Genomic DNA, 21,052 nt, shown 5'->3' on the forward strand with positions numbered 1-21,052 from the left:
ACTCTATTCTGCTGCACCAGAATATTAGCAGCTTGTACTTTTTTTGAAAATAAATTTGAGCAGAGCTTAGTTAATTATTTTAGAGAAAAAGAAATGCAAAAGCTTGAGGCTACATTTAAGGAACTCAAGGAAGAAACCGGGATAGAAGTTGTTGAATGGGAAGAGAAGTCTGCGTGATTGTTATATTATCAGGCTTGAGGAAGAATTGAATATGTACTTGGTCGACTGCTCCTGCTAAAATCACAAGATTTTGGTGGGAGTTTTTTGTTTGTATAAGTAGAAGGATTTTTTATAGCTGGCGCTATAAAATAATAGTAGCCTCTGCTGCTGTTGGTGTTAAATAAGAATTTACATGTTGCGTTGCAATAATAGGGAATTTTAGTTTGCAACTTTCGGGAATACTACTTTGCAATTCCCAGTAATTTTAGTATGCAACAAATAAGTATTTACAAGTTGCCAATTAAAATTTTTTAAGACAGACAAATAAGGCAGGTAAAATTATAATGACAAAGAACTATATTAACAGTTATTAAAATAATTTTTTGTTTTTAAATATATACTTTATGATATAGGGAGCATAAAATAATGATTAGAGATTATAAGCAACAGCTTGAATATCTTACAGATCAATTACAAGTTTTGAACAATATAACTTCTTCTATTTCTGATGAAGAAAAATATGCAAAAAATGCTGATATTCAATGGGGAGCCTCATTATTTATGGCCCATTTATTAGCTGAGTCTAAGTTGACTTTACCTTTTTTAGACCATAAAACAGTGCAGCAACTTTTGGAGCAATATAATGAAGAACATCAAGGTGTAGTTGATTTTGAATATTTAACTGAAAGTTATTCGTTTAGATTTGTTTTAAACCAAGTTGAAATACCTAGTTCAATTATTAACCAAATTCATAATAAAAATCAAGAAGAAAAAACAGAGCTTAGTTTTTTAAGATTGCTATATAACAAAAAACATGGAAGAGAAGAAAAAATAGAACTGGGATTATACATTTCTAAGGAAAGAGTAAAGCAGTTGAGAAAAACACATGTTAAAGTTTATCCTAATACACCTTCTATTAATGAAATGAAAGGATCAGAAATAATTGCCGAGTTTGATAAAGAAAATTTCAAATTAAAAAGAGGTTATGATAAATCTTTCTGGAGATTTTTAGAAGATAAAGCTGCCGCTTTGTATTGGGAAGAGATATTAGCTGGCAGCCAAAAGAGTGATACTGTTAGTTTACAGCAGTGGTTAAAAAAAGTAAGGTTATTTTTTTCCTGGAGTGATGCTCCCAGGCATATGTCTCCCGAAAATAGGAACAAATTTCTTACTGCTGCGGTAGAACTTATTCTTAATGAAGATGATTTATTAGGGTGGGAGCAGGAATTACTAAGATTAAGATTGGAAACTGACTTTTTAGTGGAAAATAATTTTGTATTAGATGTTAATCTTCCTGATGATAAGAATAATATATTGAGAGTTTTTAAATGGTGGGGAAAACCTCCTATAAAGGGACTGGTAATGAATCTGCATGGTGGTTCCCGCCAGCAGTTAAATTCGCTTATTTACGCAGTTATAAAAAATGATGAAAGAGATGTTGCTTCAGAAGATTTTAACAAATGGACAATAGAGCTTTTACAAAATAGTAACTCTAGACCATATCTTACCTATATTGTTGCTTATATAGTAAGAAATAGTTGTCCAGAAGCAATTCCGGGGCTATTATTGAATAGAGAAACTATTTCTCTTGGTCTGAATTTACTTTTTGAATTAGATTTTTCAGGGAAGTTTTATTCTTTGCCCAATTCTGTTCGCAGTAAAAAAATTGCAGAAATTAAGAATAATTTATGGCGTGAAGGAATAGAACTTGCTTTTTCTCCTTTGCTTAAAGTTGAAAAAGATGATCAGGTATTTAAGGAAAAGGTTATAGCTGAAGTTTTGTTAACTCTTGCCAGAAAAATAGAAAAAGATAAAAAGACCAGTCATGATTGGGAGATAAAGAATAATTTGCTGCAGGAATTATTAAATTATTTGGCTGATTTAAGGCTGAACATTAAAGAGTTTGCTTCAGATAATTTAATTAATCCGGGAATTATAAATACGATGGCTTTGAAGTTGATTAATAATTGGAAGAAAGAATTGGGAAAGGGTAGAAAACAAGCTTTTGGGGGATTACCCCGGGCTGAACTGAAATTAATGTTTTGGTTATTTGATCTAGTCAGAAATACTACTACTGAAGAATGGCAGACGGTAAAAGCTTTTAATAATAAAGAAAAATCTTTAGTTTTACAAACTATAGCTGATACTATAATCAATATTTATACTTGTGAATTAAAAAGAGAGATATTTACAAGTGATGATCAGGAGTTGGTTGTTACCTGGACCTCAAGACAGCCAGATAATTTAAAATTACCGTGGGAGAGTCTATTTATTTATTTAAGACAGGATAACAGATTAAATGAAATTTTAATACCAATAAATATTAGGAAACGACTTAAGAAGATTTATCCAATACCCGATGGTGCTACTAAAAAAGCCAGCAGAGTGATTGCTGATTCAGCAGAGGGTAAATTAAAACGTAAACAAGCCTGGGTTTATAAAATACGATTACATTTATCTATTTTAATTAATACGCAAAAAAAAGTATCTATTAATGAAGTTGGGAAAAACACAATTAAGAGTGATTTAGAAAAAACTATTGTAAATATCTTAGCTAATTTTACTATTGATGATTTGTGTTCAGGTAAAGCTGACATTTTTGATTCATTTTATGAGCGAGATCTTTTTACAGAAAATGAAGAACTATTTCCTCTTTTAGCTAAGATGTTAACTGGATTTAGTAAAGAAAATTATGATAAGGCTGTTAATAAAATATTATCCGGGACAGATGATCCAGTGAGGTTTTTAATTCTTTATCAGCAAGTAATTGATGAAGCCAGTCAGCAAAAAATAAGGAAAAAAATTTTTGATATGAATTTAAATGAATACTTAGAGGAGCAGTATTGGCTGCCGGAGATGGAGAAAGCATTAATTAATTCTGTTAATGCTGGATATACAGAAATTGCGGAGGAGATTATTAATTATGGGGATAAAATATTAAGTCAACATCCCAAACAGCTTGAATGGCAAAAATTAGTATACCGAATTAAATTAAACTTAGCTTTTCAAAAAGGGGATCTAGAAGGACTAGAGAATATTTCGATACCTACAGAAAAAGAAATGGTTGCTCCTGAAGAAGAATTTGAAGCTACCAAAGATTACTATAAAGCCCTAGTATTATTAAAAAACAAACCAGGAAAGGCTTATAAAATATTTGATCAACTTTTGTATTCAAAATACCTGAAATCACAGATAGCTGTTAATCGTTTTGCAGCCACAATTAGAATGGCTGAACAGGAAGAAGAATTAAAAAAACAAATGAATCTTTATCGTCAGGCATTGAATGAATGGGGGATAATTAAAAAAAGCTTAAATGAAAATGAGTTACATACTATTGCTAAACAAGTCGCTTATAATAAATTGCTATGTTATGATTATCTTAAAATGAATAAAGAGTTTGATCAAATATGGGATGAGTTGCCCAATCAAATTAAAGTAGAGATTGATTTTTTAGAAGTGGCTGTGAATAACTTTTTAGACCGGGGCCTATATGATAGAACAAAAAAACTAATTGAGGAAAAAGAAGTTTATTATTTTGGTATAGATAATAAACCTTCTAATAAATTTCAAAAACTAAAAGAACAGCTAACTAATTATAAAAGAAAACATTTATCCCCACAAGTGGTAGATGAAATAGCATTTAAACCAGATTTAAGACAATATAGAACTTATTATCAAGATATTTTAGGTTTTAATCCTGAAGAGATAGCAAAAGTAGTTAGTGCAAAAGCACTTAATAAATTTTTACTGGATAAAATTATCTGGGCCGGAAGACAATTGTTAGAGAGAAATGGAGTTTTTGCTGACTCAAAGGAAGAAAATAAATATAATGATATTATGACTTCTATTTTAAAAGCTGTTTTCTCTGCCTGGAATTGGCAGGTAACAGATCAGCCTCGAGGAGGTCGTTCAGCAACTCATCAACAGAGGAAAACTTCACAAGGAGGTGTGGGTTCTCGAGATATTATATTAAGTAATCAATTTAGCCAAAAGATGGCAATTGTTGAGGCTTTCAGGCTGAAATACAATTATCTTGAAAAAGGTGTAATTGAAGAACATTTAACTAAAATTTTTAAGTATAATTCGATTGGATTAGCTAGATCTTATATAATTGTTTATTCAGAAGCTGGTAAATTTAGTGGTTTATGGGATAAATATATTAATTATCTTTCAAAGATAAATTTTGAGTTTGCAATAATTCAACCTGTGGACGATTTAACTGAAGATTATAATTTGAGTGGTGTTAAAGTGGCGAAAGCTGTCCACGACCGGGAAGGAAATAAAGAAGAAATTTATCATATATTTTTAAACTTTGGAAGCTAAGTTATGAAAGATAGATATCAACAAATATTATAGACAAATAACTACAACATTATAGTTTAATTTATAAGAATTTAGTTAAATTGAATTATTTAATTGATATGCTTAATTTTATAGAATATAATAATTATATAGATACATTTGTATTGTGGAATTAAGGAAGTTGGTGATAAATTATGGCAACAGGAGAACAACTCAAAAGTATAATAAAAACACACTTTAATGGGGATAAAGAACAGTTTTCTACAGTTGCTTTACGGATAGCTGCTCATGAAGCTAAAAATGGGCATCAGATAATTGCTAGAGATATTCGTTCTTTAGTTGATGAATATAAAAATCGACCTCAGAAGGTAGTAAGATTAAAGAGAGAATATAAAGGCCTTGTTGAAGAAGTTAATGAAAAACATTATTTATCAGAGTTAATAGTTAATGATGATATTAATAATAAAATTAAAAGAATTGTAAAAGAATATAAAAAAAGAGATAAGCTATTAAAACATGGCTTGGATAATAGAAGAAAAATATTATTAAAAGGTCCTCCAGGAACCGGTAAAACATATACATCTAGTGTTATTGCAAAAGAATTAAATTTGTCATTATTCACTGTTCAATTAGATAAATTGGTGACAAAATATATGGGAGAAACTAGTGCAAAACTGAGAATAATTTTTGATATGATTAAAGATATTGAAGCAGTATTTTTATTTGATGAATTTGATGCAATAGGTTATAAAAGATCTTTGGATAATGATGTTGGAGAAATGAGGCGTGTTATAAACTCTTTTTTACAGTTTTTAGAAAATGATAAATCTAAAAGTATAATTCTAGCAGCAACTAATCACCCAGCATTATTAGATGATGCTCTTTTCAGAAGATTTGATGATATAATTTCTTATAAATTGCCAACTGAAAAGGAAATCTATCGTTTAATCAAAAATAGAATTGCTTCTTTTTCTAGAGGTGATTTCTTAATAGAGGATATTGTAAAATTAGCTAAAGGTTTAAGTCATTCAGAAATAACAAAAGCCTGTGATGATGCTATTAAAGAAACTATATTAAATGATAAGGATTTAATAAACAAAGCCTTACTAGAGAGAATGATAAAAGAGAAAAAAACTTCATATGAAAATTGAGGTGTCAAATAAAAATGGAGAATAAAAGAAATATATTTATTGATTTGTCTCCAGACGTAATTGACTTCACACCAAAAAGCACACCAGTCGATAACAAATTTCCTACAAAACAGGTTTCACAGCATGGTAACAAACTAGTTGATAAATTAAAATCAATCTGGAGAGAAGCCGAGAAAATAAAAACTGAAAGAGAGAATAAGTATTTTAAATCTCAACAGGGAACATATATAGAATTTACAGTTGATGATTCACTTAAATATAAAGTCAAAAGTTTAGAAGATTTGAAGAAAAAAATAAGAATACTTAATATTAAGCATTTAAAAGATAGTAACAAAATGCAAGTTTTAGTTTTTATTCCCGACGGTAAAGAGGGACATTTTTTAGGTAAAATAAAAAAATATTTAGATCCTGATCAGTTAACGAGTAAAGGTAAAAGAAGTAATCAAGACTTAATTAATTGTATTGAAGATATTAAGTTGGCAATTTTACAGTCGTTCTGGCAGAGTGAGATTGAGTGGATCCCCGCTGAAGATAAATTATGGTGTGAAATTTGGATTTATGATAATGGTGAAGATATCGAAGATGAATTTATAAAACTAGCTGAATCTCTAGATATTCAGGTTGGTAAGGGTGTTATTAATTTTCCTGAAAGAAAAGTATTTTCAGTTTATCTTAATAACAAGCAGATTCTAGATTTAATAGAAGAGGGACCAGTAATTGCTGAAATAAGAAGGAAATCATTGACTGCTGATTTCTTTACAGGTCTAGAAAATAGGGAACAGATTGAGTGGGTAGATGATTTGTTGTTGCGATTAAATGTGAACAAAAGGGCCCAAAATAGTATTTGTCTACTTGACACGGGCTTGAATTCAGGATATCCGCTAATAGATCCAGTTTGTAATAATAACTGTCAGAGTTATAAATTAGATTGGGGGAGTTATGATCATTCTGGTCATGGAACAATGATGGCTGGATTAGCAATTTATAATGATTTACAACAAGCAATAAATATGGATAAACAATTAGACATTAATCATTTTATTGAGTCAATTAAAATTCTTCCTCCAGATGGAGAAAATAATGAAGAATTATATGGTTATATACTTGAAGAAGCAATTTACAAAGCAGAAATAGAAAACCCTGAGTTAAGTCGAGTATTTTGTATGGCGGTAACAGCAAATAATTATATTTTAAATACTGGTGCTCCATCATCCTGGTCTGCAGCAGTAGATGCAGTTACTTCTGGTTTTTATGATAATACTAAAAGACTATTATTTGTTTCCTCAGGCAATATAAGCGGAAAAAGTAATTATTCAAATTATCCCAAGAGTAATTTCACTGAAGTAGTTGAAGAACCAGGTCAGGCCTGGAATGCAATTACAGTAGGTGCATTTACTAATAAAAAAGATATCATTGATCCTGATTATAGTGATTATCAAGCATTAGCTCCGGTTGGTGGACTTTCTCCATTCAGTAAGACTTCTCGTAGTTGGGATAATGATTGGGCAATTAAACCTGAAATATTAATGGAAGGTGGAAATTTGGCTGTAGATAATATATCCGCTGAAGAACCATTTTTTTCTAGCTGTGAAGATCTTTCGGAACTAACTACAAATTATAAATATACTGAAAATCATTTTGCTTCAATAAATATGACAAGTGCAGCAACTGCTAAAGCTTCCTGGTTTGCTTCGCAATTAATGGCTGAGTATCCAGATGTCTGGCCGGAAACAATAAGAGCCCTAATTATTCATTCAGCAAAATGGACAGATAAAATGAAAGAACAGTTTTTAGATGGAGAACTTAAATCTGATTATTTAAAGTTATTAAGAACCTGTGGTTATGGAGTTCCAAATTTAGAAAGAGCCAAATGGAGTTATGAGAATGCCGTTAACTTAGTAATTGAAGATGAAATTCAACCTTTTGAAAAAGGAGCAAGTAATTATCGTTCAAAAGAAATGAATTTATATAAAATACCTTGGCCAGAAGATATTTTACTATCATTAGGAGAAACAGAAGTAAATATGAGAGTCACTTTATCTTATTTTATTGAACCAGGTCCGGGAGAAATAGGCTGGAAAGATAGATATAGATATCCTTCTGCTCTATTAAGATTTGATTTAAAAAGACCTGACGAAGATGAACAGACTTTTTTATCAAGAATAAATAAAAAAGAAAAAGATAAAAATGATAATTATAATAATACTACTACTGATAACTGGACATTAGGTATGAATGCCAGAGATAAAGGTTCAATCCATTCTGATATATGGATTGGTACTGCAGCTGATCTTTCTCAAATGAATGAGATAGCAGTTTATCCGGCAAATGGCTGGTGGAAAACAAGAAGTTATTTAGGAAAGGCAGAAGAAAAGATGAGATACTCATTAGTAGTTTCATTAACTACTGAAAAAGAAGATCTTGAGTTATATACAGAAATTATTAACTTAATTGATATTACAGAAAAAATTGAAATTAAAGTTTAGAATTAAATAATAGTTTTGTCTATTACTCCCACTGGAACTTTAAATTTTTGGTGGGGGTTTTTTATTTCACTTCAACAAAGTCTACTCAATGGATGTTTTTATTCTACAATTCCCGATAATTTTAGTATACAACAAATATACAGTCCGGTTTATAGTATCATATGATAATTTATATTGATAAATCTTGTTAAAAGTTGTATAATAATTATGAAGTGATAATATTAACTCGGAAAGCAATACTGCTCTTGGAAATACATTGTTTTACATAAAAATAAGGATTGAAACTAGAGGTAGAGAACAGGTTATCTGCTTATCTTTTCATGAAGCAGGTTATCCTATTGATTTTCCCTACAACTAATTGACTATAAAGCGAGGAGGGTTTTAAATGCAAGAATCAAAAGATATTGATAAATTATTTTGTGATAAATGTGATGACTTTGTAGAATATAATATTGAATCAATAAAAGAGAGTCGCAATATATTAAACCAGGAAGAAATTGAAATAAATGCTAAAGTAGCTGTGTGTAAAAATTGCAAAGAAAAACTATTTCATGAAAAATTAGATAAGGAAAACCAAAAAAGAGCATTTGATAAGTTTAGAGAAAAGAAAAATATTCTATCTGTTAAAGAAATAAAAGATATTAGAAAAAAATATAAATTAACACAGAAAGAAATAAGCAGACTATTAGGCTGGGGAGAAATAACTTATCATAGATATGAAAAAGGTTCTTTACCCGATCAAACCCATAATAATCAACTAAGGTTAATTAAAGAGCCATCTAATGTTAAAATTTTACTGGAAAACAATTCAGATAATCTCAGCAATAAAACTATCAAAAAGCTGCATAAAAGACTTGAAGAAATGATAGCTAATAAAAATAAAGTAGAAGTTACTTTGCCGGAAGAATTATATAAACAAATCAAGATGAAGGCCGAAAAAGATAAAATGAATATATCTGAATATCTACTCTTTTTAATAACTAAGGAAAATGCTGCTGATAAAGCTGAAAAAGAAATAAATAAATTGAAAAAAGATATTCAAACGTCAATTTTAAGATATAAAACATCGCCAGCAGCAGTTTGGAATCAAAAATCTATATCTGAAGAAAAAGTTAAATATAAAATTAAAAATAAATAAAGTAAAATTAAATCTGTGTAATTTTTAGCTGAGGGGTGAACACCATGAGTTTTATTAATGTAGCTAAATATCCTAAGATAAATTTGATTAACATTGACTTCAATTATTTAGGTCTTGAAGACGAAGAAATAGGTCAAAAAAATATAGATCTTAAAATAGCAGATGAAGTTATTGTAAAAGATTATGATGAGAATTTTGTATATTTGACCTTTATTAGAAAAGTGTTTTTTATGCCTGAAATGTTTTATAATATCTTAGTAGAGCTAAATGTAATCTATGAGCTTAATGAGGACTTTGCAGATGATTTAAATATGGATAATTTAGAAAAAGAAATTGAAGAAGATAGAGAAATTCTTGCTCCGGTATTAGAAAAAGTATCTCTTTTGATCGGTAATATTACAAACATTGATGATGATTTAACTATAATCACTTCTCCTTTTTTTCAGGAAGATGAATAATAAGCTCATTATTAATTATACAGGAGGTTTAAAATACAATGGGAAAGTAAAGATAGATTTAGTTTGATTTCTAATCTCACTGTAATAGGTGGGATTTTTTCTTTATTTATTATTAATAATTTTGAGAAAATTTTCACTAAAAAGCAGGAAAAATTATACTTATAAAGAATTATAAATATAGTTATATAAATATTAGTATTAAGGATGTGGTGAAAATTAACTTTAATAAATCAATAACTTACAGTTTTCTAGCCTATCATAATAACAATAATAAAGACATAATGCGAGTCTTTATTCCTTTGATCAAAAAATCATTTTTAAATTTCAAAAATAAGAATGATAAATTTTATGGAGATTTAACCCTGGTCAAAGAAAGCATCAAAGAAGAATTTAAGCTTAACATTCCAATTGGAATGTTAAAAAGAATTGTGGAGCTAATAGCCAGTGAAGACAAGCGTATTTACTTATTTAAAGATAATAACATTAAAATTACAGAAAAAATAGTATTTGAATATGATAGTGTTTTAACCAGGAAAGCAAAAGAAATTGAAAAAATAAATGAAGATTATAATGATTTTTTAATTAGTGAGGGAATTGATGATGCGCCAGAGATCCTTGATTTTATAGAAAACAATAAAAAAGTTTTCTGTGAGCTCATAAATGGAAACAACTGCAAAAGTTGTAATGGAGAATATAGTCCGGTTGCCAGATATATCAATCATATTAAAATGGATCGAGATAAATTCAAAATTATTCAGGAGATTTATTTAGGGTCAATAATTTCTTGTTATATCAGCACAGATATTTCTGATCAAAAACTGGATAAAAAAATAAAATTAATTTTGGATACCAACTTTATTGTTAGCTTATTAGGTTTGCATTCCGAAGAATCAAATATAACATGTAAACAGCTATATGATATTGCTAGTGATTTTGGTTTTGAATTTATTGTTCTTGATATTACTGTTGCAGAGACCAAGCACCTCTTATTTAAAAAAGCAAATGAACTGGGTGAGATTAAACAGGGAATTTTTGTTGAAGATGATTTTTTAAATACCTGTTTAGAAAAAGATATCAACAAAACTGATCTGCAGCGGAAAGCCAGAAATATTAAAAAAATCTTAGCAGATGACTTTTCTTTAAATATTAAAGAAGTAGATGAAGATTTTAAAAGGGAAGCAAGAAGCACAAAGCTGTATAAGGAATTGAGAAAGAGAAATTATAATAAAGAAGGTGCCGAACATGATGCAGTAGCAATACTTTATACTAAAAAGCTTCGTAAAAATAAAGTTGAAAAATTTGAGCAGGCTAATTCCTGGTTTCTTCAGGATCAACGAGGTTATAGAAGGAGTTTATACAATAATTATGGAGAATTAAGATTGAAAATCACTGCCAGTTTATTATTAAATATCTTATGGCTTGCCAATCCTGCCAAAAGTTCTAATCTTGATGATTTTGCCAGAGTTAATCTCCTGGAACTAGTCCAGGTTAATCTTGCTGAAGTTTTACCGGATTTTAGGGAGATAAATGAACTCAGTGAACATTTAATCAAATATCAAGGAGAAGTTATTGAACCAGAAGAAGTTGCTATATTAGCTCAGGCAATTTCGAGCAATTCATTACAGCAAAAAGAAGCTAAAAGCTTAAATATTTCAGCTAAAATTTCTGATAATGAATTTAGAACTACTCTTGATGAGGTGTTGGAAAATCTGGAAAAAAGAGAAGAACAAAAATATGAAATGAAAAATAAAGAGATAGAGGAAAAAGATAAGCAGCTGCTGCTGGAAAAGAAAAAGAGGATCAGTTCAATTAAAGAGAGAATTAAAAAGATTGGTGAAGAAATAAAAGATGTAAAAAATAAAGAAAAGCTGGTAGAAGACTTTGTTAAAAATAGGTGTCGAGTAAATATTGGGCTGGCTGTTTTATTTTTGGCTGCACTGATTTTTTCTGTTTATTGGAACGATAAAAATCAAATAATCAAAACTTCTCATTATCTGGGGGTGTTGGGTGTAATTGTTCCAGTGCCTGTCGGTATTTTAACTGCGACTGGATTTTTTAAAAGATTTTTTGTGGCGGGTGATGAGAATAATCATTATAGAGAGAATGGATATAAAAGGTTTAATTATCAGCCAGAAAGAGACAATCAGTTAATTGATGAAAGAGGAGAACTTGAACAGGAATTGAAGGAGTTAGAGCAGGATGTAGGAAAAGATTATTAGTTGGATTATATGATAATATAAATTATATGGAAAACAACCTGGATAAATTACAAAAATTTTCTTGAATTAATCGAACAAACGTATTATAATTTAAATAGATAGATTAATAAAACAACTAATAATCTAATTTCACTCTTTTTATAACCAGGTAAATATTCCAGTTATTCCAATAGAGAATCTATCAAATAAAAAACAAGGGTGATTTTAATGAAAAAAGATGCTCATTACTATGCTCTGCTGGCAATGTCCCGTTCTGTTGGAATAGAAAAAGAAACTGCCCACAAAATAGCTTATGCCTCTCAGTTTGTTGATGATGCCAAAGTAAATAAAATAACTCTTGCTGCTGATAACCCTTCCAACTTACTTTCTCAACTCGGTGATGAAATTATTAATGCTGCTACCTGTCACAGCTATTCGGATTTAAGTACATATAATTATTCTTCGATGACAGCCAACACTTCTGCTTTTCATTTTGTCCCTGGCTGTGAAGGTAGAAACTTTCCTAAAAAGATGCGCTGCAAAAAAGAATCTAAAATTATTAAATTTATAGTTGAGGAAGCAGTAAATAATGCTGATCCTATTAAACTGGGGATTACTCTCCATGCTTATGCAGATACTTTTTCTCACCAGGGTTTTTCTGGTATAGCCAGTAAGGTAAATGATGTAGAAGGTGTTAGAGAAAATAATAAGATACTCTCCGAAATATCGGAGCTAATAAAGGAAAAAAGTTGGAAACAAATAGGAACTAGGATACTGCCGTTTGTTTCCGAGCAGAAAAGGGATAGGGTGGTTCCAGCTTATGGTCATGGTCAGGTTTATTCTTATCCTGATATTCCTTATTTAGAGTGGCGATATGAATATGATGCAACTGATAACTTTTCAAGTCAATATCAAGTTAGCAGAGTTAAGAATAAGGAAAGGTTTATTGAGGCATTTAAAAAAATTAAAAAGATATTGCAGGAGTTTTTAGAAAATAATAATCAGTATAGAGATGATTCAATTGTTGAAGTAGATTATGAAGAATTTACTTCTATTCTTACTGCTAGAAAAGTTGAGGAGGAGCGAATAGCTGACTGGAAAGATTTTATGCTTTCTAATGGTCTACTGTCTTCTTCAGATCAGAATATTATTGAATATGACCATAATAGATGGTTAAAGGAAGCTTTTAAAGATTTCATTAACTGTGATTTTGAGAAAAGGATAGTAAGTGATGTCCATTTAGCTGATGATTTTCTGCAGAGTAACTGGTATCAATACTACTGGGGAACTCAGTGGTATAAAAAAGCATTTTTTAAAGCAGCAGAAAAGAGTGGCTTGAGTATTCCAAATAATTATAGTTAGACTTAATTGTTTATTCTGTAAACTCATAATTGGAAATGTCAAATAATATTTTACACTTTTCGTTGCAATAATAGGGAATTTTAGTTTGCAACTTTTGAGAATACTACTTTGCAATTCCCGGGGGTTTATTAAAGAACAAACTAATTGGAAATTATTTGAAATATATATTGAAAAATTAAAAGTTTTGATATATAATTTAACTAGTCATTCAAATTCAGGAGTTAAGGAGATGATATTTATGGCTACTAGTTCTTTAGAAAAAGATAAGTTTATAGTTACAGATCCAGAAATGATTAAAAAAATAAACAAAGAACTTTCTCGCGAAAAAAGTGGAGCTGAATTAAATAAAAAAAGAGATGACTTTAAACAAACAATGAAAGAGATACAAAGAGGTAAAGAGTTATTAAAACAACTATAATTCCTTTAAGCGAATTTATAGAAGCAGCTGAAGCCCAAAATAAAGACTTTTTAGTGGAAGATGCTGTTTCTAATTTTTTTTGCGAGAAAAATCTGGATGTTGAAAATTTTTTAAGAGAAAATGCAATTAATCGAGAAAAGAGAGATTTAACAAGAACTTATTTGATTATTGATCAGAATAAATTTGAATCAGATAATGAAATTAATATTGTTGCATATTTTTCTATTGCTTTAAAAACATTAATTATACCGCAAACTTTATCTAATTCTAAAATAAAGAAGATAGATGGATTTTCTAAAGATGCTAAAGAAAGTATAGTTTATTTAATAGGCCAACTTGCACGAAATGATGATTATAATACTGAAGCTATTACTGGAGCAGAAATCTTAGCCAGGGCTTTAAATATTATTTCAGATATTAAAGATAAAATTGGTGGTAAGGTTGTTCTGGTTGAATGTGAAGATCAACAGAAAGTTATTGATTTTAATTTAGAAAATGATTTTGAAAGACTTCCGGAACATAGTGAAAATGAATTAATAAATGCAATTAAAGAAATAATTGCCTCTGAAGAAGAAATAACTTCTCCAATTATAAATGCTATCAACGAAATTATTGCTATTCATGATGAAAAAAGAATAAGTGATTATGTTAAATTTATAAAGTTTATTTGATTTTTTATAATTCAACAATTATTCTTACTTTATGTTAAAAGCGTCTGTGAGAATTCTTTATATTAATATTGGTTTTATACAGTTAACAGATTTAGATTCTTTTGAGATTGAAACTAAAAATTATGATTCTGCTAATACTCCGGATATATCTTCGCTTATTATTCCCCCTTTAAACATTAATAAATTATTAGATGAAAACAAAAATGAATAACATTAATTATGCTCTCTGGATAATTTAATATATAAAAGAATTTATGAATAAAAGAGTAACTAAATTAGAAAAGTAAAAATACTTAGATGATTACTCCTGCTGAAATCTTGTGGTTTTGGTGGGATTTTTTTTGCAACAAAGTGCACATTTATGTTACATTGATCATTATATATTGCTTTATTGTAACAAATATGTTACAATTAGTGCAGAAGATCTTTAATGAAAGGGTGATCATAATGTTAGATTATGAAGTTATTGCAAAAAGACTTAAAGAAGCCCGACTGGAAATGAATTATTCTCAGCAAGATGTAGCTAATTTTATTGGTAAAAAAAGAAGTCAAATATCTTATTATGAAACTGGTGCCAGAAAAATTAATTTATCTTTGTTAAACAAATTCTCAAATTTATATGGTAAAAGTATTGATTACTTACTTGGTGAAAGAGAGGAAGAAGATAAATTAGAAATTGCTCACCGCTCAACTGATATTGCTCAGGATGATTTAGAAAAAATAGAGTGGGCTAAGAATTTTGTTAATAATTTGTATGAATTAAAAATATGCAGGAGGTAAAATAAATGAGTAAAGCAAATAATCCTCTTGCTGAAACAAGAGCCATTGAAACCAGAAATGAGTTTGGCTTGAGCAATACAGAATCCATAAATATTTTTGAAGTATTAAAATATAATGCTAATGTTAGTATCATTAAAATGCCAATTGACAGTAGCTTATATGGACTATTTTTAAAAAAAGGTGAAGTGCAGGCGATATTAATTAATGTTAATGCTACTTTAGGCCGACAGTATTTTACTGCTGCCCATGAATATTATCACTTAAAATATAATGTTAATTTAAATGAAAAGCAAAAATATCTGGAAAGAGAAGCTGATATTTTTGCATCTTATTTATTAATGCCTCGTGAAGCTTTAAACTTTCATTTAAAGAAAAGACTAACTAATAAAAATAGAGATAAAGTTGATATTTCAGACTGTCTTTATTTGGAAAACTATTTTAAAATTAGTCATCAAGCTCTAATATTAAGACTTAAATTGGATAAGCATATTAATAACAAAAGATATAAAGAATTGAAGGATATTAATGTTATTATAGAAGCAAGAAAATATGGTTATTCAACAGAGTTATATACTAAACCAAAAATAGATAATGATTTAATTGTAGAATCTGATTATGCAGAATTAGCAGAAGAAGCTTTAGAAAAAAATAAAATTTCAGAGAGTAGATATAACGAGTATCTAATTGAAGGTGGATATGGTTATCTAGTCTTTAGAGATGAATAATTTGCTAACCTTTGATATTTTATTTGAATATTACCATAAAAACAATAAATCCATCGATGAAATTGAAGCAATAATAACTAAGATGAGATTTAGAAAAAGAAAATTACCCAAGATTAAGTTTAAAAAGTATATTGAAGAAAATTATAGTTTAGAATAAGTGCTCTAAAAGCATATGCAGATAAATTTAACGATTATTTATCTAACTCTCACTTGAAATTAAAATTTTAGTGGGAGTTTTTACTAATACACTAAAATAAAATATAATTTTAGTATAAAATAAAAGAGATGTTTTGTCGAATCAATTGAAATGATAATGCTACTGATATATAATTAGTACTGTAATTATAAAATGGACATTAAAATTAAGATATTTTCATAATAGAAAGGTGATATAATGCCAGAAAAAAGATCAATACCACTATCAGTCCCCAATCTTTCAATGGATATTTTAGATAATCTTAAAGACACTATTGAGTCAGGCTGGGTTTCAACAGGTGGTAAATACATAGCAGAGTTTCAGGAAAAAATGGAAAGTTACTTAGATGTAGAGCGTGCTGTAGCAGTTCAGAGTGGAACAGCCGGGCTTCATTTAGCAATGAGAGTCTTAGGTGTTGACCGTGATGATGAGGTGATTGTACCAACCGTAACCTTTATTGCTGCAGTTAACCCTGTGACCTATATGGGAGCAGAGCCTGTATTTATGGACTGTGATAATGATTTAAATATGGACTTAGATAAATTGGAGTCATTTTTAGCAAATAAATGTGAACATCAAAATGGTAAAGTAATTAATAAAAGTACAGGTAAAGAAATAAAAGCGATTGTAGTTGTCCATGTCTTTGGTAACCCAGCCGATATGGAAAGATTAATGGAGATTGGAGCTAAATACAACCTTAAAGTAGTAGAAGATGCTACAGAAGCTCTTGGTTCATATTATACTTCAGGTAAATATGAGGGAGAATACTGTGGAACAGTAGGAGATATTGGAGTCTATTCCTTTAATGCCAATAAGATTATAACTACTGGTGGTGGAGGAATGATGGTTTCTAAGGATCAGGACCTGCTGGAAAAAGCATCTTTCCTTGGTGTGCAGGCTAAAACAGATCCCTGGTATTATAAACATGATGAGATTGGATACAACTATCGGATGACCAATATTCAGGCAGCCTATGGAACTGATCAGATAGACAGGCTGGAAGATTTTATTATTACTAAAATTAAAAACTATAAACTTTACAAAGAAGCGCTGGCAGAGATCGATGGTTTAACCCTACTACCTTTTAATCAAGGAACAAGGTCTAACCATTGGTTTTATTCAGTAATGGTTGATCAGGATAAATATGGTATAGATAGAGATCAGCTGCTACAGAAATTGAATGATGTTAATATTCAGGCTAGACCACTCTGGGGACTGATTCATCAGCAGAAACCTTATCTTGAGAACCAGGCCTACCAGATAGAAAAAGCACAGTACTATGTTGAGCACTTAATTAATATTCCCTGTTCTTCTAACCTGACTGAAGAAGAGGTTGAAATTGTAGTTGAGTGGTTAAAAGAGTTCAGTCAATAGCAAACTTTTTATTGAAACTAATTATATTGTAATCTCATAAAATTTAATATCAATTACAGCAGTCATTCTCCTACTACTTTTCTCAGAAGTCAGTAGGAGATTTTTGTATCTTTTCACTATTATTGTCGAATTCATTGAATTAAAGTATAAAGTAGATTATAATATAGATAGTTATTCACAGGGAGTAATTGATTTTATCGGGAGTTGAGTTTAATATGATTGAATTTTTATTGAAATTATACAAAAAACCAAGGTTAATTGTAATTGATCTTATACTAGTCAACCTGGCAGTACTGTCTTCTTTTATCCTCCGCTTTGATGATGGCTGGATGAGATATTTTAGAGTTGAATATTTGCTGGCAATAACAGTTATTTCATTTTTTGTTCTCTATTTTTCCTCACTCTATAATAAGATGTGGCAGTATGCCAGCATGTCAGAACTTTATTCCATCTTTAAAGCTACTATAGCAATCAATACTCTTTTTGTAATCTATATTTACTTTTTTAGAGTCGGTTTCCCCCGCAGTATTATAGCAATCAATCTAATGACAGATATCTTTTTGCTCGGTGGAATGCGCTTTGGCTTAAGATTATTAAAAGATTATTTAAACCGCAACCAGAATAAAAAGTCAAAAAGCAGAGTTTTAATCATTGGTGCAGGTGATGCTGCAGAGATGATCACCAGAGAGATTCAAAAACACCCTGAAATAGGGAAAAGAATTATCGGGCTTGTTGACGATGATCCCAATAAGCAGTCCTTAGAGATTCACGGGAAGAAAGTTTTAGGAAAAAGTGAAAAAATACCGCAGTTGATTGAGGAATATTCTGTAGATGAAGTGATAATTGCAGTTCCTTCGGCTGAAGGTAAGACAATTAAAAGATTTTATGAATTGAGCAATAAAAAAGATGTTAAGGTAGAGATAGTACCAGGAGTTTATGAGATTTTAAAAGGTGATGTTTCTCTAAATCAAATCAGAGAAGTGAAGGTAGAAGACCTTCTGCGCCGGGATCAGGTTGATTTAATTTCTGATGAAATCTCTGCTTATCTTGAAGATAAAACTATTTTAGTCAGTGGTGGTGGAGGTTCAATTGGTTCAGAGATCTGCCGTCAGGTAGCCAAGTTTAACCCTAAAAAAATTATTATCTTAGATATAAATGAAAATACAACTTACTTTTTAGAAAGAGATTTAAAAAATAAATATCCGGATTTAGACTTAGTTTCGATTATCGGCAGCGTCAGGGATAAAAATAAGCTGGAGAAGGTTTTTAGAGAATATTCTCCGGATGTAGTCTTCCATGCCGCAGCTCACAAACATGTGCCCTTGATGGAGACCAGTCCGGAAGAGGCTGTAAAGAATAATATCTTAGGGACCAGGTATTTAGCTCAAACTGCAGCAGAGTTTGAAATCGACCGTTTTGTCCTGATTTCAACCGATAAAGCAGTAAACCCCACCAATGTGATGGGAGCTTCTAAAAGAGCAGCTGAAATGGTTGTACAGACGATTAATAAGAAGTCTAAGACTAAATTTATGGCAGTCCGCTTTGGTAATGTTTTAGGCAGCCAGGGAAGTGTAATTCCTCTATTTAAAAAGCAGATTGCAAATGGTGGTCCGCTGACAGTTACCCATAAGGATATAACCCGCTATTTTATGACTATTCCCGAGGCTTCACAGCTTGTTATTCAGGCAGGTGCTCTAGGCAAGGGAGGAGAGGTCTTTGTCCTTGATATGGGAGAGCCGGTTAAGATAATGGAACTGGCTGAAGACTTAATCTCACTCTCAGGTTTAACTCCTTATGATGATATAGATATTGATGTAATTGGACTCCGCCCTGGAGAAAAGCTTTACGAAGAGCTTTTATGTGATACAGAAGATAATATTGCCACAGAACACGAGCGGATCTTTATCAATAACTTAGAAGCTGTAGATCAGGAGTTTTTAAATAAACACCTTGAGCGTCTTGAAGAACTTGCAGAAAAAGCAGCCGGCAGAGATATAGTGGCGGCTCTAGTTGATCTGGTAGATACCTATCAGCCGCGAAGAGATAATGTAAAAAAGATTGATTTTAAAAAAGATAAGAAATTATCTTAAGCTTAGGTGCAGGTATGCAGGTACCGTGCACTTGTCATTTGCGTATAATTTTGTCGAATTAAATATTAGTTAAACCCTCACTGGAGCGTTGAAAGTCCGGTGGGGATTTTTATTTTATCATTATCTGGAAGAATTAGATAATTACTCTGAAGACAGACTTTTAAAAAATGAAATATTTTTATCAAGACATACTCTAAAAACCTATAAAAATTTAATAATCTACTTTTTGCAGAATAAAAGTAATCTAATTATTAATAATCAGAAAGAGGAAAAAGATAGGATAGATGAAATTGAAAAAAGCTTGAGTTTTTCTTTTTGTCATTCTCGGTGGAATTGCTCAGAGCCTAAAGAATTTTGGAGTAGTTAAGTATACAACGTCTGAAAATGAAAAAAACATCAATAGCATCTGAAAATTAAAAGTGATATTATGATAATTTTGAACTTAGATATGAAGAGCAGTTCTTAGTTTTATTTGAGGACTGCTCTTTTTAAATGGCCCTTGTTTTTAGGGCAGCTTTTTGATAAAATCTAATCAGTTGAAATTAAATATCTTAAGCTTTGAGATTCCTTATAATTCGACAAAAAGCTTTATTTTAGTGCCGAAAAATTTATTTGATTAATCGGTAGCTATATATTTTTTAAGGAGGGTCAAATTTGGATCATTTAGATAAGTTAGAAAGTAGAAGTATTCATATTTTGCGAGAAGCGTACAGCGAATTTAACAATATCTGCATGCTGTGGTCAGTTGGTAAGGACTCAACAGTAATGCTCTGGCTGGCCAGAAAGGCATTTTTTGGTCATGTACCAATTCCATTAGTACATATTGATACCAGCTATATGATTCCCGAGATGATTGAACATCGGGATAAGCTGGCTAAAAAGTGGAATCTGGATATGATTTACGGTCAGGATGAAGAAACACTGGCAGCGGGAGATACCTTTCCCAATGGTAAAGCGACTCACTTAGAGTGCTGCGGGCGTTTAAAAACAGATGCTCTAAAAAACACCTTAAATGGTAACTGGCGTCGTTACAGATATAATCATAATAAAGATGAATACGAACTGGACAGCAATCGTGAACCTTATACAGGTGTAATTGTTGGTGCCAGAGCAGATGAGGAAGGTTCCCGCTCTAAAGAGAGGTATTTCTCTCCTCGGGATCGCAACAATGACTGGGATATTGGTGATCAGCCGCCAGAGTTCTGGGATCAGTATAAAACCGATTTTGCTCCCGGCACCCATGTCAGGATTCATCCCCTTTTAGACTGGACTGAACTTGATGTCTGGGAATATATTCAGCGCGAAAAGATCCCGATGGTTTCACTCTATTTTGATCAGGGTGAAGGTAAACGCTATCGTTCTTTAGGCTGTGCTCCCTGTACTGAACCGGTAGAATCTACCGCCTCTACAGTAGACGAGGTAGTAGAGGAGCTGAAGACAGGTAAGTTTGCCAATATTGCTGAGCGTGATGGTAGAGCTCAGGATAAAGAAGATGGTGGCGGTTTAGAAGAACTTCGTAAAGACGGATATATGTAGGGGGTAGA

The 21,052-nt window shown here is 30.7% G+C and carries 14 protein-coding genes; all 14 read left to right on the top strand.

Annotated elements, in window-relative coordinates; all coding sequences use genetic code 11:
• The first annotated feature begins 585 nt into the window (after positions 1-585).
• The 14 genes from BW929_RS03205 (at position 586) to cysD (ending at position 21,044) form a co-directional block, all read left to right on the top strand.
• Entirely contained in the window at positions 586-4,482 is a 3,897-nt protein-coding gene (locus tag BW929_RS03205; RefSeq protein WP_076543942.1) for a hypothetical protein, read from the top strand.
• Between the two features lie 173 nt (positions 4,483-4,655).
• Positions 4,656-5,612: an AAA family ATPase gene (locus BW929_RS03210; protein WP_076543943.1), complete on the top strand. Its 957-nt coding sequence runs from the start codon at positions 4,656-4,658 to the stop codon at positions 5,610-5,612.
• Between the two features lie 14 nt (positions 5,613-5,626).
• Positions 5,627-8,098, top strand: a complete 2,472-nt coding sequence (locus BW929_RS03215) for a S8 family peptidase (protein ID WP_076543944.1) — start codon at positions 5,627-5,629, stop codon at positions 8,096-8,098.
• Positions 8,099-8,483: 385 nt separating this feature from the next.
• A complete protein-coding gene (locus BW929_RS03220; protein ID WP_076543945.1) occupies positions 8,484-9,236 on the top strand; it encodes a type II TA system antitoxin MqsA family protein in 753 nt (250 codons plus the stop codon).
• A 44-nt stretch (positions 9,237-9,280) separates the two neighbouring features.
• The gene (locus BW929_RS03225; RefSeq protein ID WP_076543946.1) at positions 9,281-9,694 is read left to right on the top strand and encodes a hypothetical protein; all 414 of its coding nucleotides are present in this window, start codon (positions 9,281-9,283) and stop codon (positions 9,692-9,694) included.
• Between the two features lie 209 nt (positions 9,695-9,903).
• On the top strand, positions 9,904-11,913 hold the full coding sequence (locus tag BW929_RS03230) for a hypothetical protein (RefSeq protein WP_076543947.1): 2,010 nt from the start codon (positions 9,904-9,906) through the stop codon (positions 11,911-11,913).
• 207 nt (positions 11,914-12,120) lie between these two features.
• The gene (locus BW929_RS03235; protein ID WP_076543948.1) at positions 12,121-13,254 is read left to right on the top strand and encodes a DUF6765 family protein; all 1,134 of its coding nucleotides are present in this window, start codon (positions 12,121-12,123) and stop codon (positions 13,252-13,254) included.
• Positions 13,255-13,492: 238 nt separating this feature from the next.
• Complete coding sequence (locus BW929_RS03240) at positions 13,493-13,672, top strand: hypothetical protein (protein WP_076543949.1); 180 nt, start codon at positions 13,493-13,495, stop codon at positions 13,670-13,672.
• Positions 13,673-13,725: 53 nt separating this feature from the next.
• Positions 13,726-14,343: a hypothetical protein gene (locus tag BW929_RS03245; protein ID WP_076543950.1), complete on the top strand. Its 618-nt coding sequence runs from the start codon at positions 13,726-13,728 to the stop codon at positions 14,341-14,343.
• A 447-nt stretch (positions 14,344-14,790) separates the two neighbouring features.
• On the top strand, positions 14,791-15,123 hold the full coding sequence (locus BW929_RS03250; RefSeq protein ID WP_076543951.1) for a helix-turn-helix domain-containing protein: 333 nt from the start codon (positions 14,791-14,793) through the stop codon (positions 15,121-15,123).
• A gap of 5 nt (positions 15,124-15,128) precedes the next feature.
• The gene (locus BW929_RS03255) at positions 15,129-15,848 is read left to right on the top strand and encodes an ImmA/IrrE family metallo-endopeptidase (protein WP_076543952.1); all 720 of its coding nucleotides are present in this window, start codon (positions 15,129-15,131) and stop codon (positions 15,846-15,848) included.
• A 394-nt stretch (positions 15,849-16,242) separates the two neighbouring features.
• Positions 16,243-17,418 (top strand): LegC family aminotransferase, encoded by a 1,176-nt coding sequence (locus BW929_RS03260; protein ID WP_076543953.1) that lies wholly within the window; start codon positions 16,243-16,245, stop codon positions 17,416-17,418.
• A 215-nt stretch (positions 17,419-17,633) separates the two neighbouring features.
• Complete coding sequence (locus tag BW929_RS03265) at positions 17,634-19,508, top strand: polysaccharide biosynthesis protein (RefSeq protein ID WP_076543954.1); 1,875 nt, start codon at positions 17,634-17,636, stop codon at positions 19,506-19,508.
• 654 nt (positions 19,509-20,162) lie between these two features.
• Complete coding sequence (gene cysD, locus BW929_RS03275; protein WP_076543956.1) at positions 20,163-21,044, top strand: sulfate adenylyltransferase subunit CysD; 882 nt, start codon at positions 20,163-20,165, stop codon at positions 21,042-21,044.
• The last annotated feature ends 8 nt before the right edge of the window (positions 21,045-21,052 follow it).

Origin of the sequence: Halanaerobium kushneri, from assembly GCF_900156285.1 — a bacterium.
Taxonomy (GTDB): domain Bacteria; phylum Bacillota; class Halanaerobiia; order Halanaerobiales; family Halanaerobiaceae; genus Halanaerobium; species Halanaerobium kushneri.